Source organism: Pseudotabrizicola sp. 4114 (assembly GCF_031457365.1).
Lineage (GTDB): Bacteria > Pseudomonadota > Alphaproteobacteria > Rhodobacterales > Rhodobacteraceae > Pseudotabrizicola.
The window spans coordinates 661,837-685,463 of sequence record NZ_JAVDWP010000001.1; the positions used below are offsets into that span (position 1 = coordinate 661,837).

General features: G+C 63.1%; 22 protein-coding genes. 13 read left to right on the plus strand and 9 right to left on the minus strand.

Annotated elements, in window-relative coordinates:
* Nucleotide 1: 1 nt before the first annotated feature.
* Both J2X53_RS03305 and J2X53_RS03310 read right to left on the minus strand, forming a co-directional pair.
* Nucleotides 2-1,099 (minus strand): DUF475 domain-containing protein, encoded by a 1,098-nt coding sequence (locus J2X53_RS03305; protein WP_349036029.1) that lies wholly within the window; start codon nucleotides 1,097-1,099, stop codon nucleotides 2-4.
* Between the two features lie 196 nt (nucleotides 1,100-1,295).
* Nucleotides 1,296-2,897 (minus strand): bifunctional metallophosphatase/5'-nucleotidase, encoded by a 1,602-nt coding sequence (locus J2X53_RS03310; RefSeq protein WP_349036030.1) that lies wholly within the window; start codon nucleotides 2,895-2,897, stop codon nucleotides 1,296-1,298.
* A 164-nt stretch (nucleotides 2,898-3,061) separates the two neighbouring features.
* Between J2X53_RS03310 and J2X53_RS03315 the strand changes: the two genes are divergently transcribed.
* The 4 genes from J2X53_RS03315 (at nucleotide 3,062) to J2X53_RS03330 (ending at nucleotide 7,388) form a co-directional block, all read left to right on the plus strand.
* Nucleotides 3,062-3,400 carry a DUF952 domain-containing protein gene (locus tag J2X53_RS03315; RefSeq protein ID WP_349036031.1) on the plus strand — a complete coding sequence of 113 codons (339 nt, stop codon included), beginning with the start codon at nucleotides 3,062-3,064 and terminating at the stop codon, nucleotides 3,398-3,400.
* The gene (locus J2X53_RS03320) at nucleotides 3,397-4,455 is read left to right on the plus strand and encodes a quinone-dependent dihydroorotate dehydrogenase (protein ID WP_349036032.1); all 1,059 of its coding nucleotides are present in this window, start codon (nucleotides 3,397-3,399) and stop codon (nucleotides 4,453-4,455) included. The genes J2X53_RS03315 and J2X53_RS03320 overlap by 4 nt, the downstream gene beginning before the upstream one ends.
* Before the next feature lie 163 nt (nucleotides 4,456-4,618).
* The gene (locus J2X53_RS03325; protein ID WP_349036033.1) at nucleotides 4,619-5,986 is read left to right on the plus strand and encodes an aspartate aminotransferase family protein; all 1,368 of its coding nucleotides are present in this window, start codon (nucleotides 4,619-4,621) and stop codon (nucleotides 5,984-5,986) included.
* A gap of 7 nt (nucleotides 5,987-5,993) precedes the next feature.
* Nucleotides 5,994-7,388: a glutamine synthetase family protein gene (locus J2X53_RS03330; RefSeq protein ID WP_349036034.1), complete on the plus strand. Its 1,395-nt coding sequence runs from the start codon at nucleotides 5,994-5,996 to the stop codon at nucleotides 7,386-7,388.
* Nucleotides 7,389-7,445: 57 nt separating this feature from the next.
* Here J2X53_RS03330 and J2X53_RS03335 read toward each other — a convergent pair whose 3' ends face one another.
* On the minus strand, nucleotides 7,446-8,234 hold the full coding sequence (locus J2X53_RS03335; protein WP_349036035.1) for an SDR family oxidoreductase: 789 nt from the start codon (nucleotides 8,232-8,234) through the stop codon (nucleotides 7,446-7,448).
* Nucleotides 8,235-8,244: 10 nt separating this feature from the next.
* Entirely contained in the window at nucleotides 8,245-9,474 is a 1,230-nt protein-coding gene (gene fabB, locus J2X53_RS03340; protein ID WP_349036036.1) for a beta-ketoacyl-ACP synthase I, read from the minus strand.
* A gap of 236 nt (nucleotides 9,475-9,710) precedes the next feature.
* Here fabB and J2X53_RS03345 point away from each other — a divergent pair, with 236 nt between their 5' ends.
* Entirely contained in the window at nucleotides 9,711-10,835 is a 1,125-nt protein-coding gene (locus J2X53_RS03345; protein ID WP_349036037.1) for a Hint domain-containing protein, read from the plus strand.
* Nucleotides 10,836-10,894: 59 nt separating this feature from the next.
* Here J2X53_RS03345 and fabA read toward each other — a convergent pair whose 3' ends face one another.
* A complete protein-coding gene (fabA, locus tag J2X53_RS03350; protein WP_349036038.1) occupies nucleotides 10,895-11,404 on the minus strand; it encodes a bifunctional 3-hydroxydecanoyl-ACP dehydratase/trans-2-decenoyl-ACP isomerase in 510 nt (169 codons plus the stop codon).
* A gap of 179 nt (nucleotides 11,405-11,583) precedes the next feature.
* Between fabA and irrA the strand changes: the two genes are divergently transcribed.
* Nucleotides 11,584-12,021, plus strand: a complete 438-nt coding sequence (gene irrA, locus J2X53_RS03355; protein WP_349036039.1) for an iron response transcriptional regulator IrrA — start codon at nucleotides 11,584-11,586, stop codon at nucleotides 12,019-12,021.
* Here irrA and J2X53_RS03360 read toward each other — a convergent pair.
* Complete coding sequence (locus J2X53_RS03360; RefSeq protein WP_349036040.1) at nucleotides 12,008-12,343, minus strand: DUF6476 family protein; 336 nt, start codon at nucleotides 12,341-12,343, stop codon at nucleotides 12,008-12,010. The two genes, irrA and J2X53_RS03360, sit on opposite strands and share 14 nt — an antisense overlap.
* Between J2X53_RS03360 and J2X53_RS03365 the strand changes: the two genes are divergently transcribed.
* The 7 genes from J2X53_RS03365 to J2X53_RS03395 all read left to right on the plus strand — a co-directional run bounded on the left by J2X53_RS03365 (nucleotide 12,342) and on the right by J2X53_RS03395 (nucleotide 18,858).
* The gene (locus J2X53_RS03365) at nucleotides 12,342-13,400 is read left to right on the plus strand and encodes an RluA family pseudouridine synthase (RefSeq protein WP_349036041.1); all 1,059 of its coding nucleotides are present in this window, start codon (nucleotides 12,342-12,344) and stop codon (nucleotides 13,398-13,400) included. The genes J2X53_RS03360 and J2X53_RS03365 overlap by 2 nt on opposite strands.
* A gap of 167 nt (nucleotides 13,401-13,567) precedes the next feature.
* The gene (gene rpoH, locus J2X53_RS03370; protein WP_349036042.1) at nucleotides 13,568-14,461 is read left to right on the plus strand and encodes an RNA polymerase sigma factor RpoH; all 894 of its coding nucleotides are present in this window, start codon (nucleotides 13,568-13,570) and stop codon (nucleotides 14,459-14,461) included.
* Nucleotides 14,462-14,701: 240 nt separating this feature from the next.
* Nucleotides 14,702-15,394: a phosphatidylserine decarboxylase gene (locus tag J2X53_RS03375; RefSeq protein ID WP_349036043.1), complete on the plus strand. Its 693-nt coding sequence runs from the start codon at nucleotides 14,702-14,704 to the stop codon at nucleotides 15,392-15,394.
* The gene (gene pssA, locus J2X53_RS03380; protein ID WP_349036044.1) at nucleotides 15,391-16,146 is read left to right on the plus strand and encodes a CDP-diacylglycerol--serine O-phosphatidyltransferase; all 756 of its coding nucleotides are present in this window, start codon (nucleotides 15,391-15,393) and stop codon (nucleotides 16,144-16,146) included. The genes J2X53_RS03375 and pssA overlap by 4 nt, the downstream gene beginning before the upstream one ends.
* 1 nt (nucleotide 16,147) lies before the next feature.
* The gene (locus J2X53_RS03385; RefSeq protein ID WP_349036045.1) at nucleotides 16,148-16,771 is read left to right on the plus strand and encodes a methyltransferase domain-containing protein; all 624 of its coding nucleotides are present in this window, start codon (nucleotides 16,148-16,150) and stop codon (nucleotides 16,769-16,771) included.
* 80 nt (nucleotides 16,772-16,851) lie between these two features.
* Entirely contained in the window at nucleotides 16,852-17,844 is a 993-nt protein-coding gene (locus J2X53_RS03390; protein ID WP_349036046.1) for a Gfo/Idh/MocA family oxidoreductase, read from the plus strand.
* Nucleotides 17,845-18,036: 192 nt separating this feature from the next.
* On the plus strand, nucleotides 18,037-18,858 hold the full coding sequence (locus tag J2X53_RS03395) for a cobalamin-dependent protein (protein ID WP_349036047.1): 822 nt from the start codon (nucleotides 18,037-18,039) through the stop codon (nucleotides 18,856-18,858).
* A gap of 20 nt (nucleotides 18,859-18,878) precedes the next feature.
* Here the strand turns inward: J2X53_RS03395 and J2X53_RS03400 are convergent, their stop codons facing one another.
* From J2X53_RS03400 to J2X53_RS03410, 3 genes are all read right to left on the minus strand, one after another.
* Entirely contained in the window at nucleotides 18,879-20,705 is a 1,827-nt protein-coding gene (locus tag J2X53_RS03400) for a M3 family oligoendopeptidase (protein ID WP_349036048.1), read from the minus strand.
* 80 nt (nucleotides 20,706-20,785) lie between these two features.
* Nucleotides 20,786-22,438, minus strand: coding sequence for an ATP-dependent DNA ligase (locus J2X53_RS03405; RefSeq protein ID WP_349036049.1), 1,653 nt, complete (start codon nucleotides 22,436-22,438; stop codon nucleotides 20,786-20,788).
* A gap of 79 nt (nucleotides 22,439-22,517) precedes the next feature.
* Nucleotides 22,518-23,576 (minus strand): ligase-associated DNA damage response exonuclease, encoded by a 1,059-nt coding sequence (locus J2X53_RS03410; RefSeq protein WP_349036050.1) that lies wholly within the window; start codon nucleotides 23,574-23,576, stop codon nucleotides 22,518-22,520.
* Between the last annotated feature and the right edge of the window lie 51 nt (nucleotides 23,577-23,627).

Here is a 23,627-nt window from a genome sequence, read left to right on the forward strand (position 1 = left end):
GTCACTCTTCCGCAGGATTTGCCTTGTTCCAGCGGATCGACGACCACAACGCAATCCCGATCAGCGCCGCCCCGCCCAGCCCCGTGATCACCTCGGGGATATGGAACAGCGTCTGCACATACATGATCACCGACAGCACCAGAATGGCATAGAACGCGCCGTGTTCCAGAAAGCGGTATTGCGCCAAGGTGCCGCGTTCAACCAGCATGATGGTCATCGAGCGCACATACATCGCACCAATCCCCAGCCCGATCGCAATGACGAACAGGTTTGACGACAGGGCAAAAGCCCCGATCACGCCGTCAAAGCTGAAGCTGGCATCCAGCACCTCCAGATACAGGAACGCGCCGAGGCCGCCTTTGGCCGCACCTTCCAGCACCTGCTGGCTGCGGTCCAGCACACCGCCAAGCACCTCGACCAGCAGGAATGTCAGCAGGCCCCAGATCGCGGCGTGAAAGAAGGTGGTGGCATAGGCCGCACCCTTCTGCGCCTCGATCACTTCGGAAAAGACCAGCATCACCACCAGCACAAAGGCGATCTCGATGCCCTTGACCGAGGAATAGGCGGTGACCTTTTCTTCCAGCCAGCGCACCCAATGCACTTCTTTCTCGTGGTCGAAAAAGAACGACAGCGCCACCATCATCAGAAAGGTGCCGCCAAAGGCCGCAATCGGCAGATGCGCCTCGTGCATGATACGGCTGTATTCTTCGGGCTGGCTGGCGGCCATCACCAGTGCCGACCAGGGGCCGACATTGGCGGCAATGACCACAATCAGCAGCGGGAACACGATCCGCATGCCGAACACGGCAATCAGAATGCCCCAGGTCAGAAAGCGCTGCTGCCAGACCGGGGTCATATCCTTGAGCTTGTTGGCATTGACGATGGCATTGTCAAACGACAGCGAGATTTCCAGCACTGCCAGAACGCTGACGATAAAGAACACCTTCATCGCGCCGCCAAAGGTATGTTCGGTCGCAAAGCCCAGCCAGAGGCCAAGGCCAAGGCCGATTGCCGTGACGACAAAGGCCCACGTGAAATAGGACAGCGACGAGCGCTGCAATGCAGGGTTGGAAGACATGAGAAATGTACCGCGCGGCATGTGGCGGTTCAGGTGCCGACATCACAGGATTGCCGCAAAGTCCTGCCAGAGGGGCCCGGTCACCCGTAGGCGATTCTATGCGCCCTTTCAGGCGATCTTGCAAGTTCGGCCTTGGGGCGGCGCAGACGTGCCAGCCGGGAAGGCAACAAAAAAGGGGCCACTGTTGCCAGTGGCCCCGGATCAGCCCCGCAAGACCTTATTTCCGGGTAATACGCCCGTCCAAATAGGGGGTGTAGCCTTCGGCCTTGGCCAGATACTCCGCCAGAACATCGGCCAGATCGGGGCCGAAGTCATAGGCATTCGCCGCATCGACAAACATCCGGTAGCCGTCACCGCCACCCCGCATATAGTTGTTCGATACCAGAGTATATTCTGCCGCCGGGTCAATCGGTGCCCAGGCATCGCCGCCGACCAGAACCATCACATCCGACACGCGGCTGCCCGCGGGTTGTGCGGGATCAAAGCTGTATTGCAGCCCCGAAACCTGTGCAAAGCGACCGGCGCCATCCTCCAGCCCGCTGACCCCGTTTTCCAGCGCGGCCACGACAGCGTCCCCGGTCACGGTAAAGGTGGACAGCGTGTTCTGGAACGGCAGCACACTCAGCGCCTCGCCCATGGTCACCGGCCCCGCGTCAATCGACGTGCGCAAACCGCCGCCATTGGTGATGGCGATGGTCACGCCCTGATCCTTCACCCGGTCGAGCATCGCATCCGTCACCAGATTGCCCATCTGGCATTCACCCTGACGGCAGGTTTCGCGGCTGCCATCAATGGCCTCGGTCGTTTCGCCGATCACACGTGCCTTCAGCTCTTCAATCGGCCCGGCCAGTTCGGCCACCCGTGCCTCAATCGCCGGGTCAGGGGTGACGCTGGCATCCAGCAGGATCGTATCGCCGCCGGCGTGCATCAGCGTGCCATCGTCAGAGAACGTCAGCTCCAGATGGCCAAGGTATTTCGAATAGGCATAGGCCTGCACCACCGGCACCATCGCCCCCGACTCCTGGCTGACCCAGGTGGGGTAGGGGCCGGCGCGGTCGGGATCGGTTGCCGACAGATAGGTGTGGCTGTGCCCGCCCACCACCGCGTCAATGCCGGGCACCGCTGCCGCAATCTGCTGATCAAGGTTATAGCCGACATGGGTGACGGCGATGATCTTGGTGACCCCCTCAGCCTCGAGTGTGGCCACATCGGCTTTCAGACTGTCGATCTCATCCTGAAAGATCACCGTATTGCCGGGGCTGGAGGTCTCAGAGGTATCGGTCGCCAGCGCCGAGATGATGCCGATCTTCTCGCCGCCCACCTCCAGCACGACGTGATTCTGTACCCGGCCTGCCAGCACATTCGACTGGCTGACATCCAGATTGCCGGAAATCACCGGGAAGGTGACTTTGTCGAGGAAATCCGCCAGTCCCTGCGGGCCGTCATCAAATTCGTGATTGCCCAGAGCCATGGCATCGGGGGCCAATTGCTCCATGAACTCGGCCTCGACCGCGCCTTTGTAGGTAGTGTACATCAGGCTGCCCTGAAACTGATCCCCGGCATCGACAAAGATCACATTCTGACCGTCGGCGATCAGACTGTCGCGCAATTCGGTGACCTTGGTCGCAAGGCGGGCGATGCCGCCAAAGCACTTGTCTTCCGCCGCATCCTCGGCCGAACAGGTCGAGTCAGAACCGTTGATCGCCTCGATCCGGCTGTGGAAGTCATTGATATGCAGGACATGCAGGGTGTATTCGGCCTGCGCGGCCCCTGCAGACAGGGCCATGGCTGCCACAGACCCCAGCAAACGGTTTTTCATCACAATGCTCCCTTGATGGTTGATTGGGCAAGCGTGACTCGCGTCAGCCACGGAGTCAAACCCGCGCTTTGCCCGGATGCAGGGCTGACCTTGCGTCATCTTTGCGAAAGTCTGATGACGGTACGAACCATTGACCAAGCCGCGCGCAATGTGCATGGAAAGCCATGCTGATTTACAAGATCTTCCGCCGCCCCGAATGGGATGCCTTCCGCGCCGCCGGAGAAACCGCCGGGGCCCCGGTGGATCTGGCCGATGGCTTCATCCATTTCTCGACCGCCGCGCAGATCGCCGAAACCGCCGAGCGCCATTTCGGCACCGAAAGCGACCTTGTGCTGGTGGCGTTCCGCTCTGATGCCCTGGGGCCAGAACTGAAGTGGGAGCCATCGCGCGGCGGCGCTCTGTTCCCGCATCTCTACCGCGCGCTGCGTATGGCCGATGTGGTCTGGGACAAATCCCTGCCGCTGGGGGCCACCGGCCATATTTTTCCCGAGGGTGTCTGGTGAATCTGATCGAACGCGCGGGCCTCGCCGCCCTGCACCGCATCGACCCCGAGACCGCGCATGGCCTGTCGCTCAAGGCGCTGAACGCGGGTCTGGTGCCGCTGCCGGGGCTGGTCACCTCGCCCCGCCTTGCCTGTACATTGGCGGGGATGGCGCTTGCCAATCCGGTCGGCCTTGCTGCCGGGTTTGACAAGAATGCCACTGCACTGGCCGCACTGGCCCGCGCGGGTTTCGGCTTTCTGGAAGTGGGGGCGGCAACACCGCTGCCACAGCCCGGCAATCCGAAGCCGCGCTTGTTCCGGCTGACCGAAGACCGCGCCGCCATCAACCGCTTTGGCTTCAATAATGACGGCATGCAGGCCATCGCCGCGCGCCTGCAGAACCGCCCGCGCAGCCTGCCCATCGGCCTCAATCTGGGGGCCAACAAGACCTCTGCCGACCGCGCCGCCGATTTTGCGCAGGTGCTGGCCACCTGCGGACCGCATGTCGATTTTGCCACCGTCAATGTCAGCTCGCCCAACACCGAAAAACTGCGTGATCTGCAAGGCCCTGCGGCTTTGTCCGCCCTGCTGCAACGGGTGATGGAGGTGCGCGCCGGGCTTGCCACGCCGATCCCGGTATTCCTCAAGATTGCCCCCGATCTGACCCCGGATGAGGTCGCGGAGATTGGCCAGATCGCGCTGGCTGCGGGACTGGCCGGTATCATCGCCACCAACACCACGCTGTCGCGCGAAGGTTTGAAAAGTGCAGCCCGTGATGAGATCGGCGGCCTTTCTGGCGCGCCATTGTTCGAAAAGTCCACCCGCGTGTTGGCACAACTGTCGCAGGCCACCGCTGGCCGCATTCCGCTGATCGGTGTCGGCGGCATCAGCACCGCCGATCAGGCCTATGCCAAGATCCGCGCCGGGGCGTCGGCAGTGCAACTCTACACGGCGATGGTCTATCAGGGCATCGGCATCGCCGCCCGTATCGCCCGTGGTCTCGACACCCTTCTGGCCCGCGACGGATTCGCCTCGGTCGCCGATGCCACCGGAACCGGCCGCGCAGACTGGCTCTGACCCTGCCCATTGCTGCTTTGAAAATACTCATCTTTGCGCCGGTTTCGCTGCGGGGCCGGTCAGACTTGCATGCTGGCGGAAACGGCGTCTTGCAAACCGTCACATCACACTCTTTACATTTGATCAAATTATTGGTGATATTGCGGCAACCAGAGGAACCGCTATGCCACAGCCATTGATCGCCGGACTGAAAACCGATCGCCTGACCGCCTTTGCCGCGCGTGAAGCAACCCGTTATGGTCGCTCGCGTCCGAAATCTGCTGCGGCTTTGGCAAAAGGCGCAGGGGCCTTTCTGAACGGTGTGCCAATGCATTGGATGCGCGACTGGCCGATGCCGCACCTGCCGCTGGTGGCAAAAGCCAAAGGCGCACGGATCACCGATATTGATGGCTATGGCATCGACGATTTCTGTCTGGGCGACACCGGCAGCATGTTTGGCCATTCGCCAAAGCCGGTGGCTGACGCCATCCGCAAACAGGCACGCCATGGGCTGACCTATATGCTGCCCACGACAGCCGCGATGCAGGCGGGCCAGCTGCTGACCGAACGCTTTGGTGCGTTCCGCTGGCAGATCGCCACCACCGCCACCGACGCCAACCGCTGTGCCCTGCGCGTGGCGCGGGCGGTGACCGGGCGGCCAAAGGTGCTGGTGTTTCACGGCTGCTACCATGGTACGCTGGATGATACGATGGTCGAGCTGGCGGATGGCAACACCGTCAACCGCGCCGGGCTGGTGGGGCAGGTGCAGGATCTGAGCCTTGGGGCAGTGGTCTGCGAGTTCAACGATCTGGCCGGGGTCGAGGCGGCCTTGGCCAAAGGCGATGTCGCCGCCATCCTGACCGAGCCGGTGATGACCAATTCCTGCATGGTGCTGCCAGAGGCAGGCTTTCATGACGGCCTGCGCGCACTGTCGCGCCAGTATGGCACGCTGCTGATCATGGATGAGACCCATACCATTTCCTCCGGCCTGGGCGGCTACACCCGCCTTCATGGGTTGTCGCCCGACATGTTCGTGGTCGGCAAATGCGTCGCCGGTGGGATGCCAACGGCGGTCTGGGGGATGACCGACGCGGTGGCGACCCGTTTCAACGACTATGACGCCCGCCGCCCCGCCGGTCATTCCGGCATGGGCACAACGCTGTCGGGCAATCCGATGCAGTTTGCCTGTCTGGTGGCGACACTTTCCAAGGTCATGACCAAAGATGCCTATGCCCATATGGAAAAGGGGGCTGTGCGGCTGGCTGCGGGGCTGGAGGCTTCGATCACCACCCACGGCGCGCCCTGGCATGTGGTCCGGGTTGGCGCGCGGGTCGAGTTCATCTGTGCTCCCGGCCCGTTGCACAACGGGACCGAGGCCGCCGCCGCGCATCAGCCGCAGGTCGAAGCCGCGCTGCACGTAGCCCTGCTGAACCGGGGCTGTCTGATTGCACCGTTTCACAACATGATGCTGATCAGCCCCGCAACCAGACCCCGCCAGATTGACCGGCTGGTTCTGGCCTTCGATGAAATCCTGTCCGACCTTTTTGCCTGAGTGTCCCATGACCGCCATACACAGCCCCTCCGGATCAAGCGTTGCCGAAGCCGAAGCCTTTCTGGCCGCCCATCCGGAGATCGAAGCTTTTGACCTAATCTTGCACGATTCGAACGGAATTGGGCGGGGAAAGATCATCCGCAGGCATGAACTCCTGTCATTTTACAACAACGGCCGCCATCTGCCGATCTCCATTCTGGGGCTCGACATCTGTGGCGAGGATGTGCACGAAACCGGGTTGATCTGGGATCAGGGCGATGGTGATCTGCGGGCCTGGCCGATCCCCGGCACATTGGTCCCGCTGCACAACACCCAGCCGCCACGCGGCGAGGTGTTGATGTCGATGTATGATCTGGACGGCACCCCGATGACCTCTGATCCGCGTCATGCGTTGCAGCGCCAGGTCGATGCTTTGGCGTCCGAGGGGCTGACGCCCGCCGGGGCGTTCGAGCTGGAGTTCTTTCTGCTGGCCAATGACCGTGGCCCGGATGGCAAGGTGCAGCCCGCGCGCGACGTATTGGATGGCCGCAAGTCATCTAAAACAGAGGTCTATTCGGTGGATCACCTGCACGGCATGCTGCCCTTGTTTTCCGACATTTACGCCGGGGCGGCCAAGGCAGGTATCACCGCCGAGACGATGATTTCGGAATATGCCCCCGGCCAGTATGAGCTGACGCTGCACTACCGCACCGATGTGATGCAGGCGGCGGATGATCTGCTGCGGCTGAAGCGGATCGTGCGCGCGCAGGCGCGGGCACATGGCGTGACTGCCTGTTTCATGGCCAAACCCAATGAGGATTACGCCGGATCGGGCATGCACTTCCACGTCTCGATGATGGATGCCAACGGCAAGAACGTCTTTGTTGAAGAGCAGGAGGGGGCGTGGAACGCCGCCATCCTGCACGCCCTGGGGGGGCTGCGGGCCACGATGGGGGAATCGATGCTGGTTTTCGCGCCGCATGCCAATTCCTGGCGGCGCTTTGCCGCGCAAAGCTATGCGCCGGTCAGCCCGACATGGGGGGTGAACAACCGCTCGGTCGCGCTGCGGATCCCGGCAGGCGATATCCGGGCCCGGCGGATCGAACATCGCCCCGCCGGGGTGGATGCAAACCCGTATCTGGTGGCCGCGACGGTGCTGGCAGGCATCCGCCACGGCTTGCGGCACAAGATTGACCCCGGCCCGGAAACGGTGGGGAATGGGTATGAGGACGGGCAGGATGCGCCCGCAATCCCGCTCGATTGGCGGCAGGCGATCGAGGCTGCGAAAGCCTCGGCCTTCCTCAAGGAGGCGTTGGGCGACGACATGCACCGCACTTTTACCGCCGTCAAAGCGGCAGAGTATGCGCGGGTGATGCGCACCGTTTCAGAAGTCGATTTCGATCTTTACCTGCACACGGTCTGACCGGGCGATTTTTCTGCGAGAAATCGTTTAACGAATTTTCGCAGAAAATTCATCTACTTACATGTTGGCAGGTTGCGGGAAGCCCAGCACATGGTACCCGCCGTCAACATGGATCACCTCACCCGTGGTCGAGGCACCAAAATCCGAACACAGCCAGGCAGCCGTGCCGCCAATCGCCTCCAGCGTCGCATTCGCACGCAGCGGAGCGTTTTCCTCGGTGTGGCGATAGGTGGCACGCGCACCGCCAATGGCCGCCCCTGCGAGGGTCTTCATCGGGCCGGGCGAGATCGCATTGACCCGCACCTTCTGCGGCCCAAGATCATTGGCCAGATAGCGCGTCGCACTTTCCAGCGCCGCCTTGGCCACGCCCATCACGTTGTAATTGGGCGAAACCCGGTTGGAGCCCTGAAAGGTCAGGGTGATCAGGCTGCCGCCATCCGGCATCATCTCGGATGCGCGCCGCGCCACGTCGATGAAGGAAAAGCACGAAATGGTCAGCGAGTTCTGGAAATTCCCGCGCGAGGTGTTGATGAACCGCCCGGTCAGCTCGTTCTTGTCAGAAAAGGCGATGGCATGGATCAGGAAATCCATCGTGCCCCACCGCTCCTTGAGTGCGGCAAAACACGCGTCCATGCTGGCGTCGTTGTTCACATCGACATCGACCAGAAGGTCGGACCCGACGCTCGCCGCCAAAGGCTCCACCCGCTTGCCAAAGGCGTCGCCCTGATAGGAAAACGCCAGCTCCGCGCCCTCATCGGCCAGCGTTTTGGCAATGCCCCAGGCAATCGAGCGTTCGTTCGCCACGCCCATGACAAGCCCGCGCTTGCCCTTCATCCAACCGGCCATGTGTCGTTCCTTACGCGCGATATTTGCTCATCACCAATGTCGCATTGGTGCCGCCAAAGCCGAAACTGTTCGACAGGACCGAATCCATATCGACGCCCTCGCGGTAGACGGTGGCGATTTCTTCGGGCTTCAGTTCGGGGTCAAGCTGGGTGACATTGGCCGAGGCGGTGATGAAGCTGCCGTTCAGCATCAGCAGCGAATAGATCGCCTCATGTACGCCGGTGGCACCCAGGCTGTGGCCGGTCAGCGATTTGGTGGACGAGATCGGCGGCACCGATCCGTCGCCAAACACCCGGCGCACGGCTTTCACCTCGGTCACATCGCCTGCGGGCGTGCTGGTGCCATGCGCGTTGATGTAGCTGATCTTGCGATCGGACGGCAGGGTGGAGATCGCCTGCCGCATTGACCGCTCGCCGCCTTCACCCGATGGCGCCACCATGTCGTGGCCGTCGGAGGTGGCGCCATAGCCGGTGACCTCGGCATAGATCTTGGCCCCGCGCGCCAGCGCGTGGTTCAGCTCTTCCAGCACCACCACACCGCCGCCGCCTGCGATGACAAAGCCATCGCGGCTGGCGTCAAAGGCGCGGGATGCGGTTTCCGGCGCGTCGTTGTATTTCGAAGACATCGCCCCCATCGCGTCGAACAGGCAGGACAGCGTCCAGTCCAGCTCTTCGCCGCCGCCGGCAAACACGATGTCCTGCTTGCCGAACTGGATCAGCTCGGTGCCATTGCCGATGCAATGCGCGCTTGTGGAGCAGGCCGAGGTGATCGAATAATTCACGCCCTTGATCTTGAACGGCGTGGCCAGGCAGGCCGAATTGGTCGAGGACATGCCCTTGGTCACGCCAAAAGGCCCGATCCGCTTCGGGCTGCCGGAGTCGCGCACGATGTTATGCGCCTTGAAGAATGATTTGGTCGAGGGCCCGCCGGAACCGACGATTATACCGGTGCGCTCGTTCGAGATGTCCGACGCCTCCAGCCCCGAATCCTCGATCGCTTGCCGCATGGCGATGAAGTTATAGGCCGCGCCATCCCCCATGAACCGCAGGTCGCGTTTGTCGATGTTGTCTTCCAGCACGATCTGCGGCTGGCCGTGAATCTGGCTGCGGAACCCGCGCTCGGCGTATTCGGGCGCAAAGACAATGCCGGACTTTCCGGCCCGCAGGGATGCTTCGACCTCAGCGGCGGTGTTGCCGATGGGCGAGACGATGCCAATTCCGGTGATGACGACACGGCGCATGGGGGCCTCCTCAAGGTTTGTTACGGTTGTTTACGGCAGGGGACGTAAAGGGGCAAGCAGGATGGGGCAGGGCCAGACATGGCGCGCGTTCCGGTTTGATCCCTGGCGCTGGCCCGAACCGGCAGCCTGCCGCAGTTTACCATCAGGAAATCTGTCTGACTTAAGCTGAGGCCTGTCAGTTCGCCGAGATTTGGAAACGGCCCCGAAAACTGACTCTCAGAAGGCAAGAGGGTGGCATGGCACTGATCTACGATTTGATAGAGGTCACCGGGATCAGCCCGGATACCACTTATTCGACCGCCCAGGGCAATCTGGTGGGTGTCGTCAACTCGGCGCAGTTGCTTGACCACGGCAAGGACGATACCGATGGCGAATTCGACACTGGTGATCAGCTTCGCATTGGCGGGGTGTCTTATCGGATTGACCAGATTCAAAAGCCGAGCAGCAGCGGGCGCTTTACATTGGGCGATGGGTCGGAGCGAAGCTTTAATCCGGCAAGCGAAAGCAATCTCGCAGTCATTTTTCTGACTGTCTCGAATGGCGGAACTGTCCGCCGTTTCATCATTCCAAACGACAGCTATGGCGGCATTTCCATCCGGGAGATCCGGACAGGCAGTCTGACGAATGTCGGGGGAAGTGATGCGGCGGTGATCTCTACCGCAAGCAGCGGCATCAAAATCGTCTGCTTCGCGGCTGGATCCTTGATCGAGGTGGCGGGTCACGCACAGGTTGCGGTCGAATCCCTGTCGGCGGGTGACTGGGTGCAGACCGCCGATCATGGCCTGATGCAGATACGGTGGGTCGGCAGCATGACCCTTGACCGGCAGGCTTTGGCGGCTCACCCCCACTTGCGCCCGATCCGGATCAGCAAAGATGCGTTGGGGCCGGGCAGCCCGGCGCAGGATCTGTACTTGTCGCCGCAGCACCGGGTTCTGGTCAAATCGCGGATTGCCCTGCGCATGTTCGGTGCGGCAGAGGTTCTGGTTGCGGTCAGGCATCTGGTCGGATCAGGTGGTATTGACGTGGTGCAGGACACATGCCGCGTCGTCTATCATCATGTTCTGCTTGACCGGCATGAAATCCTTTTTGCCAACGGTGCCGCCTGTGAAAGTCTGTATCTGGGCGCGCAGGCGATCGGGGCGGTCGGTCGCGACGTTCTGGATCACGTCGATGCGCGCCAGACACGTGTCGGCGAAGCGTGTATATATTCCCCGGCGTGCCGGCCCTTGGCGAGCGGTCGCAAGGGCCATGCGCTTGGCAGGCGGCACAGGGCAAAGCAGCTGGCGTTGTTTGAACCCGCGCCAATACCAGCCAGGATGATCATGCCGGCCCGATCAGGCTTGCATGACACATTTGCATGATTTTCGCGGCAATCGCCTGCAGGCGGTGTTGTCAGGCTTCCTCTGACCGCTGGCGCGGATCAGGCCTCGCTGAGCGCCACCTTCATGTCTTTGACGATATAGATCACCTCGCCGTCCGCCTCGACGATCCCGTTGGCCACGCCCATGGTCAGGCGCCGGGTGCTGAGGGCTTTGGTGAAATCAATCTTGTACGTCAGCATCTTGCGATCGGGCCGCACCATGCCGGTCAGTTTGACCTCTCCCACACCCAGCGCATAGCCGCGCCCCTGCCAGCCGCGCCAGCCGAGGTTGAAGCCGGTCAACTGCCACAGCCCGTCAAGACCAAGGCAGCCGGGCATGATCGGGTTGCCGGGGAAGTGACAGTCAAAGAACCAAAGGTCGGGGGTGATGTCGAATTCCGCCACCACATGGCCCTTGCCAAATTCGCCGCCGTCTTCCGAAATTTCGGTGATGCGGTCCATCATCAGCATCGGCGGCGCGGGCAGCTGGGCGTTGCCGGGGCCAAAAAGTTCGCCACGCGCGCAGGCCAGAAGTGCGTCTTTGTCAAAGCTTGACGGAAATTGCCCCATTGCCGGCGGTTCCTCTTTGGTTTGGTGTCCTTCGTTTCAACGCTGTAACACTCGCAGCGAGTCAGAGGCAAGGGTGCCCGGCGCGGCACGGCTTGCAGCGGCGGCGTCACGTTTCCCTTGATTTCCATTGAAATCCGGGGGGCAAGCGCTTTATATGAAGGATGATGACAGGATTGCGCATGGAAAACACGGCACTGGAACGCGGAACGGAATGGCTGGCACGGGGCGGATTGCGCCCGACGCGTCAGCGGTTGTCGCTTGCCAGCCTGCTGGTCGGTGACGGTCTCAATCGCCATGTCACCGCGGAAAGCCTGTTCGCCCTGTCGGTCGAGTCTGGCGACCGGGTCAGCCTTGCCACGGTTTACAACACCCTGCGCGCGTTTTGCGAAGCGGGGCTGATGAATGAGGTCGTGGTCGACGGGTCGAAAAGCTATTTCGACACCCGCATGGACGACCACCCGCATTTCTATTGGGAAGACACCGCAGAGCTGACCGACGCGCCCAAAGACCAGCTGGAGATCAGCGGTCTGCCCGACGCGCCCGAGGGCACCGAGATTTCGCGGGTTGATGTCGTGATCCGCCTGAAACCGATCAAACTGACTGTCACGGCTGGCTGATTGGAGCGGCACCCGCGCTTGTGCCGGGGGTCACGGCAATCTCTTGCCGGAACGCTCCATCGCGCCCGAAGATCAGAATCCGGTCATCTTCGGTCACCACCGCAATGAAATCGCGGCCCATCGTCACCGCTGCCGGGCGCGCGCCGTCGGGCAGGGCCAGCTGGTCGGGCGTGGCCATCGGCGAGATATCCGGCATGCGGGTGACAAGCAGGCCAACCACGGTTATGACACCGACAATCATCGTGGCGGTGAGAACGATCACCAGCCATTTCAGAAGTCTCAGCGAAGGCGGAAGCGCTTCGGAGTCAGGAGTGTTGTTCATGTCAGGCCCTTTTGCCGATGCATCCGAGGACGAAGATATCACCCTGCAGGTGACCATCGCCGAGGGCTGCGCTGACCGTCTTGATAAGGCGCTTGCGCGGTCGGTGCCAGAGGAAGCGTCGCTGTCGCGCACCCGGCTGATGAAGATGATCGGTGAGGGGGCCGTCTGGCGCGGCGGTGAGGTGCTGACCGACCCCAAGACCCGCGTCGAGGATGGCGAGGTCATCACCCTGTTCCTCGACCCGCCGGTCAGCGTGGACACATTGGCCGAAGATATTCCGCTGACCGTGATCTATGAGGATGACCATCTGATCGTGGTCGACAAACCCGTGGGCATGGTGGTGCATCCGGCGCCCGGCACGCCCTCGGGCACGCTGGTCAACGCGCTGCTGGCGCATTGCGGCGACACGCTGTCGGGCATCGGGGGCGAGCGTCGCCCCGGTATCGTGCACCGGATCGACAAGGACACCACGGGCCTGCTGGTGGTGGCGAAATCCGACAAGGCGCATCACGGGCTGGCGGTGCAGTTTGAACGCCATGACGTGAACCGCCGCTATCTGGCGCTGGTCCATGCCGTGCCGAATGCCGCTGACCCACGCCTGCGCGGGATCAAGGGCGTCACTTTTGAAACAGGGGGGATCATCAAGATCGCCACCTTGCTTGCGCGCCACAAGACCGACCGCCAGCGTCAGGCCGTGGTCTGGCACGATGGCCGCCACGCAGTCACGCGGGTGCGGGTGCTGGAGGCGTTTGCCGATCAGGCGGCGCTGGTGGAGTGCTGGCTGGAAACCGGGCGCACCCATCAGATCCGGGTGCATATGGCCCATGCCGGGCATGGCTTGCTGGGCGATCAGACCTATGGCGGCAAGCGCAAGCTGTCACCAAAGGCGCTGACGCCGCTGGCGGCCGAGCAGGGCAACGGCTTTCCCCGGCAGGCGCTGCACGCGGCCACGCTGGGCTTTACCCACCCTGTCACCGATGAATGGCTGGAGTTCACCTCGCCCCTGCCAGAGGATATGGCGGCGCTCTTGCAGGCGATGCGCACCCCCAAAGAGTGACATTCGCGTGAGAACCCGGTCACAAACCTTCCCTATGGGAACGGAAGTGCCTTCATTCTGCGTTAAGTCAGGGATGATAACCCGTGCCCTTGAAGGGGCGGCGCACAGACCTTAGGTAACGTGGTCCCCCGGGGGCTGATGGCACCGGGGATAACAGGGGGCAAGAGATGAGCACCTATACCAACCTACCCGCACCAAGCCCGGAACAGGGCCTGAACCGGTACATGCAGGAAATCCGTAAATTTCCGCTGCTGGAACCGGAAGAAGAATACATGCTGGCCAAGGCATGGGTTGACCGGCAGGACAGCCCGTCGGCCCACAAGCTGGTGACCAGTCACCTGCGTCTGGCGGCCAAGATCGCCATGGGCTATCGCGGTTATGGCTTGCCGCAGGCTGAGGTGATTTCCGAAGCCAACGTCGGTCTGATGCAGGCGGTCAAACGGTTTGACCCCGAGCGCGGTTTCCGTCTGGCGACCTATGCCATGTGGTGGATCCGCGCCAGCATTCAGGAGTACATCCTGCGGTCGTGGAGCCTGGTAAAACTGGGCACGACCTCGGCGCAGAAAAAGCTGTTCTTCAACCTGCGCAAGGCCAAGGCCAAACTCGGCGCGCTGGAAGAGGGCGATCTGCGCCCGGAAAACGTCGCGCAAATCGCCAAGGATCTGTCGGTCACCGAAGAAGAGGTCATCGCCATGAACCGGCGCATGGCGGGGGCCGATGCCTCGCTGAATGCGACAGTCGGGTCCGAGGATGGCGGCGCGCAATGGCAGGACTGGCTGGAGGATGAAAACTCCGATCAGGCAGAGGCTTATGCCGAAAGCGACGAGTTGGTGATCCGCCGCCGTCTGCTGGTGCAGGCGATGTCGGTCCTCAACGACCGCGAGAAAGAGATCCTGATGCAGCGCCGTTTGGCGGACGAGCCGGTGACGCTGGAAACCCTGTCGGAAAAGCACTCGGTCAGCCGCGAGCGGATCCGTCAGATCGAGGTGCGGGCGTTTGAAAAGCTGCAAACCAAGATGCGCGAACTTGCCAAGGGCAAGGGCATGGTGGTTCCGGGCTGATCCGGTCCCCTACGCCTGCGATCCAGGGCGGCCCCGGCAACGGGCCGCCTTTTGCATGTCAGCCCCGACCTGTCTGCCAGCCCTTGGCCTTGGCCGCGCTGACGGATACGACTCTCTGCACAGACGGCGGGCATCCGCCGAAGATTTGACGTTTTTGTCGGCTGATGTGTCGTTTTTGTTTGCCCCCTTGCGCCGGGCAGGCTACGTCCTCGGCCTGAGGTTGAAAGGACCGGACCAACCATGACCATGCTGGGCACATTTCTAAAGCCGATGCACCCCGAGGGGTACAAATTCGTGGCGATTTTCGCCGCGATTACCCTGGTGCTGTTCTGGCTGTGGGAGCCTTTGGGCTGGATCGGCGTCGGCCTTACGGTCTGGTGCTACTACTTTTTTCGCGACCCCAAGCGCGCGGTGCCACAAGGTGCCGGCATTCTGGTGTCGCCCGCCGATGGCGTGATCAGCCTGATCGAACGCGCCGTGCCGCCGCCAGAGCTGGGCATGGGACCAGAGGCGCGGATGCGGGTGTCGGTGTTCATGAACGTGTTCAACTGTCACGTAAACCGCGCGCCGATTGCCGGCACCATTGGTGCCATGAGCTATCGCCCCGGCAAATTCCTGAACGCCTCGCTCGACAAGGCATCCGAGGATAACGAGCGCAATTCGCTGCGCCTTGACCTGCCCGATGGCCGCCAGATTGCCGTGGTGCAGATCGCCGGACTGGTCGCGCGCCGCATCATGTGGTGGGTGGCCGAGGGGCAGGGGATCCGCACCGGCGAACGCTTTGGCCTGATCCGTTTTGGCAGCCGCGTCGATGTCTACCTGCCCGAAGGTGTCAGCCCGCAGGTGGCCATCGGTCAGACCATGGTGGCGGGTGAAACCGTGCTGGCCGTTCTGGGCCGCGACCTGCCGCAAACCGTGAGCCGGATCGAATGAGCGAAGACCCCGCAGCACCCCTGCGGCGCAGGATGCACATTCTGCACCTGCTGCCGAACCTGATCTCTATCCTGGCGCTCTGCGCCGGGTTGACCGCCATCCGCATGGCGGTCGAGGGGCGGTTTGGCTGGGCGGTCGCGCTGATCGGCCTTGCCGCCGCTCTGGACGGCATCGACGGGCGGCTGGCGCGAATGCTGAAATCCGAAAGCGCGATCGGGGCCGAACTCGACTCTCTGTGCGATCTGGTCAATTTTGGTGTCACCCCGGCGCTGGTGCTGTATTTCTGGGGCATGCGCGCCGATACGTCGCTGGGCTGGATCGCGGTGCTGATCTATGCCGTCTGCTGCATGCTGCGGCTGGCACGGTTCAATGTCGGCAACCGCCTTCCCGAGGGCGAGGACAAGCCCAAGGGCTTTGTCGGCGTGCCGTCGCCTGCGGGCGCGATGCTGGCGCTTCTCCCGATCTACCTCGCCTATGGCTTTGACAACGCCCTGCGCCTGCCACCCTGGGCCGTCGCGATCTGGATGGTGTTTGTCGGCGGTCTGATGATTTCGCGGATGCCGACCCCGTCGTTCAAAGGGGTGCGGATCTATGCCGAAAACGCACGGTTCATTCTGGTTGGCTCGGTCGCACTGATCGCGGCCTTGCTGACATATCCGTGGGTCACGCTGTTGTTGCTGGATCTGGTGTATCTGGCGGCCATTCTGGTTCTCTGGCGCAAAAGTGCGCGTTCCCTAAGGAGTGTCGTCTGACATGGATATCCAAGCCGTCCGCAAGTCCTATGCCCGTTGGGCACCGATCTATGATGCCACCTTTGGCGTCATCACCCGGGTGGGGCGGCGCAGGGCGGTGTCGGTGCTGAACGGGCTTGGCGGCCGCGTGCTGGAGGTGGGGGTGGGCACCGGCCTGTCCCTGCCGGCTTACCGGTCCGATGTGTCGGTGACCGGCATTGATGCCAGTGCCGAGATGCTGGAAAAAGCGCAGGAAAAGGTGTCGGAGCTGGGTCTTGCCAATGTCGAGGCGCTGCGGCTGATGGATGCCCGCGTGCTGGAATTTCCCGACAGCAGCTTTGACCATATCTCGGCGCTGCACATCATGTCGGTGGTGCCCGAACCCGAACGGGTGATGGCCGAGATGACCCGCGTGCTGCGCCCCGGCGGCACCATCGTCATGGTCAACCACTTTGCCCGCGACCCGCAGGACAAGGGCGCGCTGCCCTGGCTGGAGCGGGTGTTTGCCCCCTTTGCCGACCGTCTGGGCTGGCATTCGGATTTCAAGCGCAGCACGGTGACCGATACCCGTGGCCTGAGCCTGATCGCGGAAACGCACCTGCCGCCCTTTGGCATGATGACCCTGATGCGGTTCCGCAAGGACTGACATCTGCGCTTTTTGTGAAGTGGCTTCCCTCCCGCGCCACGGATCGTTAGAATGATTGCGCTAACAGGGAGAGACAGCAGATGAAACCAGTTCGTTGGGGCGTGCTTGGCGCGGCCAAATTCGCGCGTGAGCATATGGCACCGGCCATTCACGCCGCCGAGGGGGCCGAGCTTGCCGCTCTGGCGACATCCGATCCGGCCAAGGCCGAGGGGTTTCTTGCGTTTTGTCCGGGCCTGCAACTGCACTCCAGCTATGACGCGCTGCTGGCGGACCCCACGATTGATGCGGTCTATGTGCCGCTGCCCAATCATCTGCATGTGGAATGGTCGCTCAAGGCGCTGGCCGCAGGCAAGCATGTGCTGACCGAAAAGCCGATCGCCCTGCGCGCAGACCAGATCGACCAGATCATCGCCGCCCGCGATGCCAGTGGCTTGCTGGCAGCCGAGGCGTTCATGATCGTGCACCACCCGCAATGGCAGCGGGCAAAGGAGTGGCTGGACGAGGGCAAGATCGGCCAGCTGCGCCACGTGGATGCGGCCTTCAGCTACAACAACGCCGCCGAGCCCGGCAATATCCGCAACCGCCCCGACACCGGCGGTGGCTCGCTGCGCGACATCGGGGTGTACACCCTTGGGTCGATGCGCTTTGTCACCGGCGCGGAACCCGTGGACGTGGCGGCCAGGATCATTCTGGACGCCGGGGTCGAGGTGTTTGCCGATCTGAATGCCATGATGCAGGGGCCGACCGGGCGTTTCACCTATCGCTCGATGACCTCGATGCGGCTGGCCAACCGGCAAGAGGTGGTGTTTCAAGGCGACCAGGGCATGATCCGCGTCGGCTCCGCCCCGTTCAACGCCAATGTGCATGACGTGGCCGAGGTCGAACTGCATCTGCCCGGTCAGCGGGTGATCACCGATCGCTTCCCGACCGCGAACCACTACAAGCTGCAAGTCGAAGCCTTTGGCCGCAGCCTGCGCACCGGCGCGGCCTATCCTTGTCCTTTGGAGTTTGTGCGCGGCACGCAAGCGATGATGGACCGGGTCCTCGATACGGCGGTGGAGATCAGCCTTTAGGGCAAAAAGCACAGGATTTCTGCGCCGCAGCGTCAAGCGGTGGCGCAGAGTTCTGCAAAACTTGTCTGGACAGGTTGACACATTTGGACAACACTTGATCCAAGGACGGGAATCGTCCGGGGGAGGGATTGCCCCGCGTTACAAGGCCAATCGGCCAGATGAATGCGTGGCCCAAGTTCAAAGTGACCAGACATGGCGACACGTTTTCCAGCGTTCTCCGCTGATGCCGACTGGGATATTCCTGACGATGGTGCCCGCGCGCCATCGTCAGATGCCATCGTGCATTCTTTTGCCGCCGAGGTGATCCTGCGCGTCGCGGCGCAGGCCCGCCGCGACAGGACTGAGGCCACGGCACCAAAGATCGCCCTGCTGAGCGAGGCGCTGCTGTGCAGCGATGACGCCGCCGCCCCCGATTTCGTGCGCGATGCCCGACTGGCGGGCATGCCCGCCGATACGCTGTACTACGGTCTGGTGGCGGGTGCGGTGCAGCAGGTCGGCAATGTCTGGGCCCGCGATCATGTCGAATTACCCGCGATGCTGCGCACGTCGCACCGGGTCTGGCGGATCATGAACGATCTGCGCGATGTCTTTGTGCGGATATCAGACCGCAAACCCGGTCAGCACGCGGTCTTTGCGCCCTGTCCACAGGAATGCCACATGATCGGCCTGACCATGACCGCAGACGATCTGCGCCGTCGCGGCTGGGAGATAGAGCTGGTCAGCAGCGACACCCACGACGGGTTGATTCAGGAGATCGAACGCCGCGCGCCGATCAGCGTGGCCTTGGGCGCTACTTCGCCAAGGATGACCCTGCCGCTGGCCCGGTTGGTGGTGGGCCTGCGCGCGCATATTCCCGGCGTCTGGGTGATGATCGGCGGCGCGATCACCACCCAGGAACCGGATCTGTTGTCGATGACTGGTGCCGATGCCGTGGCCAACAGCGCCGATGAGGCCGAAAACCTGATGCTGGCCCATATGGCCGATCTGGTCGAACGCCGCGCCAACCGGATTTAGCGCCGCAGGGGCGGGGAGGGTTAATCCTCCATCGCCTCCAGCTCGTCGATAAAGCCTGCGATCATCGACAGGCCCTTGTCCCAGAATTTCGGGTCCGATGCATCCAGACCGAACGGGGCCAGCAGCTCTTTGTGGTGCTTTGATCCGCCCGCTTTCAGCATCTCGAAGTACTTTACCTCAAACTCCGGCAGGCCATCGGCATAAGCGGCATAGAGCGCGTTCACCAACCCGTCCCCAAAGGCATAGGCATAGACGTAGAACGGCGAATGCACGAAATGCGGGATATAGGCCCAAAAGGTCTCGTATCCGTCCATATAGTCGAACACATCGCCCAGCGATTCCGCCTGCACACTCATCCACAGCGCGTTGATGTCATCCGGCGTCAATTCGCCCTCGGCCCGCGCGGCATGCAGCTTGCATTCGAAGTCATAGAACGCGATCTGGCGGACCACGGTGTTGATCATATCCTCGACCTTGCCCGCCAGCAGGGTCTTGCGCTCTGCCTTTGTCTTTGCCCCATCCAGCAGCTTGCGGAAGGTCAGCATCTCGCCAAACACCGAAGCAGTTTCCGCCAGCGTCAGCGGGGTCGATGACAGCAATTCGCCCTGACCCGCCGCCAGCACCTGATGCACGCCGTGGCCCAGCTCATGGGCGAGGGTCATCACATCGCGCGGCTTGCCCAGATAGTTCAGCATCACATAGGGGTGGACGGTGGAAACGGTGGGATGCGCAAACGCCCCCGGTGCCTTGCCGGGCTTGACCCCGGCATCAATCCAGCCCTTTTCAAAGAACGGCTTGGCAATCTCGGCCATCTCGGGCGCAAAGGCGCCGTAGGCGTCAAGCACGGTTTTCGTGGCCTCGTCCCAGCCGACCACGCGGGGCGCTTCCAGCGCCAAAGGCGCGTTGCGGTCCCAGACCTGCAACCGCTCCAGCCCCATCCATTTGGCCTTCAGCCGGTAGTAGCGGTGGCTCAGTTTCGGATAAGCCGCGACCACCGCATTGCGCAGCGCCTCGACCACCTCCGGCTCGACGTGGTTCGACAGGTGCCGGCCATGCTGCGGCGATGGCATCTTGCGCCAGCGGTCGTGGATTTCCTTTTCCTTGGCAAGGGTGTTGTGAACCCGGGCGAACAGCTTGATGTTCTTGTCAAACACCGCCGCCAGCGCCCGCGCCGCCGCCTCGCGCTTGGCGCGCACCGGGTCGGTCAGCAGGTTCAGCGTCGCCTCAAGGTTCAGCGCGTCCTCTTCGCCCTCGACCGCAAACATCAGGCCGGCCATGGTCTCGTCAAACAGCTTGTTCCAGGCACTCGCGCCGACCACCGACTCGTCATGCAGGAACTTTTCCAGCTCATCCGACAGCTGATGCGGCCGCATCGCGCGCATCCGGTCAAACACCGGCTTGTAGCGGGCAAGGTCCGCATTGGCGACAATCAGCGCGTCAAGCTGCGCATCTTCCAGCCGGTTGAACTCCAGGCTGAAAAACACCAGCGGCGTAGTGAAAGTGGTAATGTTGTCCTGCACATCGGCAATGAACTTGGCGCGGTCGCTGTCCATCGTGTTCTGGTAGTAGCGCAGGCCCGCAAACGACATCAGCCGCCCGGCCACGATGTCGATCTTCTCATAGGCCAGCACACAGGCCAGCATCGCCGCCGCATCCAGCCCGGCCAGCTTGCCCTCATAAGCCGCCGCAAACTCGGCACAAGCCGTTTCCAGCCAGTCCATGTCCGCCGCAAACTCCTTGGACTCGGGCGCAGGATACAGATCGCGCAAATCCCATTCGGGCAGGTTCCCGAACCCGGCCGAGCTGGCATTGGCATCAAAAACGGGTTGGGGCATCGGCAGGGTCATGGACCATCCTTCCAGAACATCTTTCCCCTCAAATAGGGGTTGCCTCGGGCAAAAGGCAACCCACCGCCCATTTTCGGTCTTTATTTATCTTTGGGAGCCGCGGGCAAAGGCCCGGTCTTTACGTCATCGGCGGGCACGGCCCCCGGCTCGGACACCTGCCGCAGCAACGCGCGCAGCCCGTCCAGCGTGTCAATCTCGGCCACGCCCTTGTCCTGCCGCCAGCGCAGCATGCGCGGAAAGCGCAGGGCGATGCCGGATTTGTGGCGCGGACTGGCCTGTATCCCTTCGAACCCGATCTCGAACACCAGTTCCGGCACCACCCGGCGCACCGGGCCGAAGCGCTCCACCGTATGCTTGCCGACCCAGCGGGTGATCGCGGCGAATTCCACGTCGGTCAGGCCGGAATAGGCCTTGGTGAACGGCACCAGATCATTGCCATCGCGGACCGCAAAGGTGAAATCGGTGAACAGATTGGCCCGCCGCCCGTGACCCGCCTGCGCATAGAGCATGACCGCATCGACCGTGAACGGGTCCAGTTTCCATTTCCACCAGTCACCACGCTTGCGCCCGGTGTGATAGGGGGATGAGAGCCGCTTGAGCATCAACCCCTCGGCCATCCGGTCGCGCGCCAAACCGCGCGTCGCGGTCAGCGCTTCCCAATCCCCAAGAGCTGCGGGGGAGGGCGACAGCGGCAGACCGGCGGGCAGGGCGGCCAGCATCGCCTCCAGCCGGGCGCGGCGCTCGGACAGCGGGGCCGCGCGCAGATCCACCCCGCCGTCTTCCAGCAGGTCATAGGCGAGGAAATGGCCCGGCACCTCGGCCAGCAGCTTTTTCGGCACGGTCTTGCGCGCAATGCGTTTTTGCAAGGCGGCAAAGGGCAGGGGGGCCTCGCCGCCCCAGGCGACGATTTCGCCGTCCAGCACGGTGCCCGGCGGCAGATGATCCTGCAGCGGGGCAAATTCGGGAAAGCGGTCGGTGATCAGATCCTCCCCCCGGCTCCAGACCGCGAATGCACCGGGGCGCGCGATGATCTGGCCCCGGATGCCATCCCATTTCCACTCTGCCAGCCAGTCCGTCGCCGGGCCAAGGCTGTCGGGCGTGGCCTCCAGCGGGCTGGCCAGCGCAAAGGGATAGGGGCGCGCCGCGCCCTCGGAGCCGCCTTCTTCGGTCAGGTCGGCAAAGCGGGTGCGGGCCGGGTCCCAATCGCCCATCAGCCGGTGCGCCATCACCGCCTCTTCCACCTCGGTCGCCTGCGCCAGCGCCCGCGTCATCAGCCCCCGGCTGACCCCCATGCGAAAGCCCCCCGTCAAGAGCTTGTTGAACAGGAACCGCTCCTCCGGCCCAAGCCCGGCCCAGACCGAGGTGACATAGGCCCGCCGCTCGGCCTCTGGACGCCCGGTCAGCGCGATCAGCGCCCGCAGGGTGGCATCCAGCGTCGGGTCGGTCTCGTGGTCTGCGCGGGGCAACAGGTGGGCGATGGTTTCCGCCAGATCGCCGGCAATGTTGTAGGATTCCTCGAACAGCCAGAGTGGCACCCCCGCCGCCTCTGCTGCCCAGGTGCGCAATTCGGTGACATTGACCGCCCGCTTCGGGCGACGGCCCGACAACAGGGCGATGGTCCAGACCCGGTCCGCCTCGGGTGCTGTGCGGAAATAGGCGGTCAGCGCGGCGGTTTTCTCGCCGGTTTTTGTGGTGGCGTCCAGCGCGTTGAACAGGGCGGCGAAACGTTTCATGCGCGGGTGCCCCGGGCCTGTGTTGCAGCGGGGGCTGTCTGCCCCCGCACCCCCGAGAGTATTTGGGAAAGCTGCAAGATCACAGGAGCCTGCTTTCTGTTTGCGGTTCCACCCCGGCCCCTGTGTCCGGGTCTGATCCGCTGTCCAGCTCGGCCTCATCGCCGCCGAATTCGGTCTGCACGATGCCAGCCTCATAGCCCTGTTCCTCCAGCCAGCGGCGGAACGGGGTGGTGTAGCCATGGGTCACAAACACGCGCGCGGCCCCGGTGGCGCGGATGGCGGTGTTCAGGCCGGGCCAGTCGGCGTGATCCGAGATCACAAAGCCGGTGCCAAAGCCCCGGCGACGGCGGATGCCGCGCAGCGCCATCCAGCCGCTGGCAAAGGCCGCCGACGCCGGGCCAAAGCGCCGCGCCCACGGGGTGCCAAGTGCCGAGGGCGGCGCAATGATCAGCGCGCCGGGGTGCGATTTCGCGTCAATCCCGGCGGTGACGCGGGTGGTGGGGGGCAGGGCATAGCCCTGATCGCGCAGGATGCGGGTGGTCTCTTCCACCGCGCCATGCGTCAGGATCGGTCCGGCCTCGGGCAGCATCGTCATCAGCCGCTGCGCCTTGCCCAGACCATAGGCCGCCAGGATCGACGCCCGGCCCTCGGCGGCATTGGCCTGCCACCACGCCGCCAGTTGCGAAGCGACCACCGCCTGCGGCTGCCAGCGAAACAGCGGCAAGCCAAAGGTACATTCGCTGATGAAGGTGTGGCAGGGCACCGGGACAAAGGGCTCTGACAGCCCGTCATCCTCGACCTTGTAGTCGCCCGACACCACCCAGACCTCACCGCCACGCGCCACCCGGATCTGCGCCGATCCCGGCACATGGCCTGCGGGGTGAAAGCTGACCTGAACCCCGCCAATCTGCCGGGTCTCGCCATAGGCGATGCCCTCGACGCTGATCTCCCCCAGCCGGTGCCGGATCACCGGCAATGCCTGATGGGTACACAGATAGTGGCCATGGCCCCACCGGGCATGGTCGCTGTGGCCATGGGTGATCAGCGCCCGGTCCACGGGCCGCCATGGGTCGATGTAGAACCCGCCCTCGGCGCAAAAGATGCCGCGATCGGTAAAACTGAGCAATTGTGCAGACATGAGCAGAGCCTAGCACGTCCCCGTCCCTAGGAAAGGGTCACAGGACACATT

Bases quoted from the DNA above. Each gene is read 5' to 3' on its own strand.
- J2X53_RS03305 (WP_349036029.1), bottom strand. From the start codon at position 1,099: ATGCCGCGCGGTACATTTCTCATGTCTTCCAACCCTGCATTGCAGCGC.
- J2X53_RS03310 (WP_349036030.1), bottom strand. From the start codon at position 2,897: ATGAAAAACCGTTTGCTGGGGTCTGTGGCAGCCATGGCCCTGTCTGCA.
- J2X53_RS03315 (WP_349036031.1), top strand. From the start codon at position 3,062: ATGCTGATTTACAAGATCTTCCGCCGCCCCGAATGGGATGCCTTCCGC.
- J2X53_RS03325 (WP_349036033.1), top strand. From the start codon at position 4,619: ATGCCACAGCCATTGATCGCCGGACTGAAAACCGATCGCCTGACCGCC.
- J2X53_RS03330 (WP_349036034.1), top strand. From the start codon at position 5,994: ATGACCGCCATACACAGCCCCTCCGGATCAAGCGTTGCCGAAGCCGAA.
- J2X53_RS03335 (WP_349036035.1), bottom strand. From the start codon at position 8,234: ATGGCCGGTTGGATGAAGGGCAAGCGCGGGCTTGTCATGGGCGTGGCG.
- fabB (WP_349036036.1), bottom strand. From the start codon at position 9,474: ATGCGCCGTGTCGTCATCACCGGAATTGGCATCGTCTCGCCCATCGGC.
- J2X53_RS03345 (WP_349036037.1), top strand. From the start codon at position 9,711: ATGGCACTGATCTACGATTTGATAGAGGTCACCGGGATCAGCCCGGAT.
- fabA (WP_349036038.1), bottom strand. From the start codon at position 11,404: ATGGGGCAATTTCCGTCAAGCTTTGACAAAGACGCACTTCTGGCCTGC.
- irrA (WP_349036039.1), top strand. From the start codon at position 11,584: ATGGAAAACACGGCACTGGAACGCGGAACGGAATGGCTGGCACGGGGC.
- J2X53_RS03365 (WP_349036041.1), top strand. From the start codon at position 12,342: ATGTCAGGCCCTTTTGCCGATGCATCCGAGGACGAAGATATCACCCTG.
- J2X53_RS03360 (WP_349036040.1), bottom strand. From the start codon at position 12,343: ATGAACAACACTCCTGACTCCGAAGCGCTTCCGCCTTCGCTGAGACTT.
- rpoH (WP_349036042.1), top strand. From the start codon at position 13,568: ATGAGCACCTATACCAACCTACCCGCACCAAGCCCGGAACAGGGCCTG.
- J2X53_RS03375 (WP_349036043.1), top strand. From the start codon at position 14,702: ATGACCATGCTGGGCACATTTCTAAAGCCGATGCACCCCGAGGGGTAC.
- pssA (WP_349036044.1), top strand. From the start codon at position 15,391: ATGAGCGAAGACCCCGCAGCACCCCTGCGGCGCAGGATGCACATTCTG.
- J2X53_RS03385 (WP_349036045.1), top strand. From the start codon at position 16,148: ATGGATATCCAAGCCGTCCGCAAGTCCTATGCCCGTTGGGCACCGATC.
- J2X53_RS03390 (WP_349036046.1), top strand. From the start codon at position 16,852: ATGAAACCAGTTCGTTGGGGCGTGCTTGGCGCGGCCAAATTCGCGCGT.
- J2X53_RS03395 (WP_349036047.1), top strand. From the start codon at position 18,037: ATGGCGACACGTTTTCCAGCGTTCTCCGCTGATGCCGACTGGGATATT.
- J2X53_RS03400 (WP_349036048.1), bottom strand. From the start codon at position 20,705: ATGACCCTGCCGATGCCCCAACCCGTTTTTGATGCCAATGCCAGCTCG.
- J2X53_RS03405 (WP_349036049.1), bottom strand. From the start codon at position 22,438: ATGAAACGTTTCGCCGCCCTGTTCAACGCGCTGGACGCCACCACAAAA.
- J2X53_RS03410 (WP_349036050.1), bottom strand. From the start codon at position 23,576: ATGTCTGCACAATTGCTCAGTTTTACCGATCGCGGCATCTTTTGCGCC.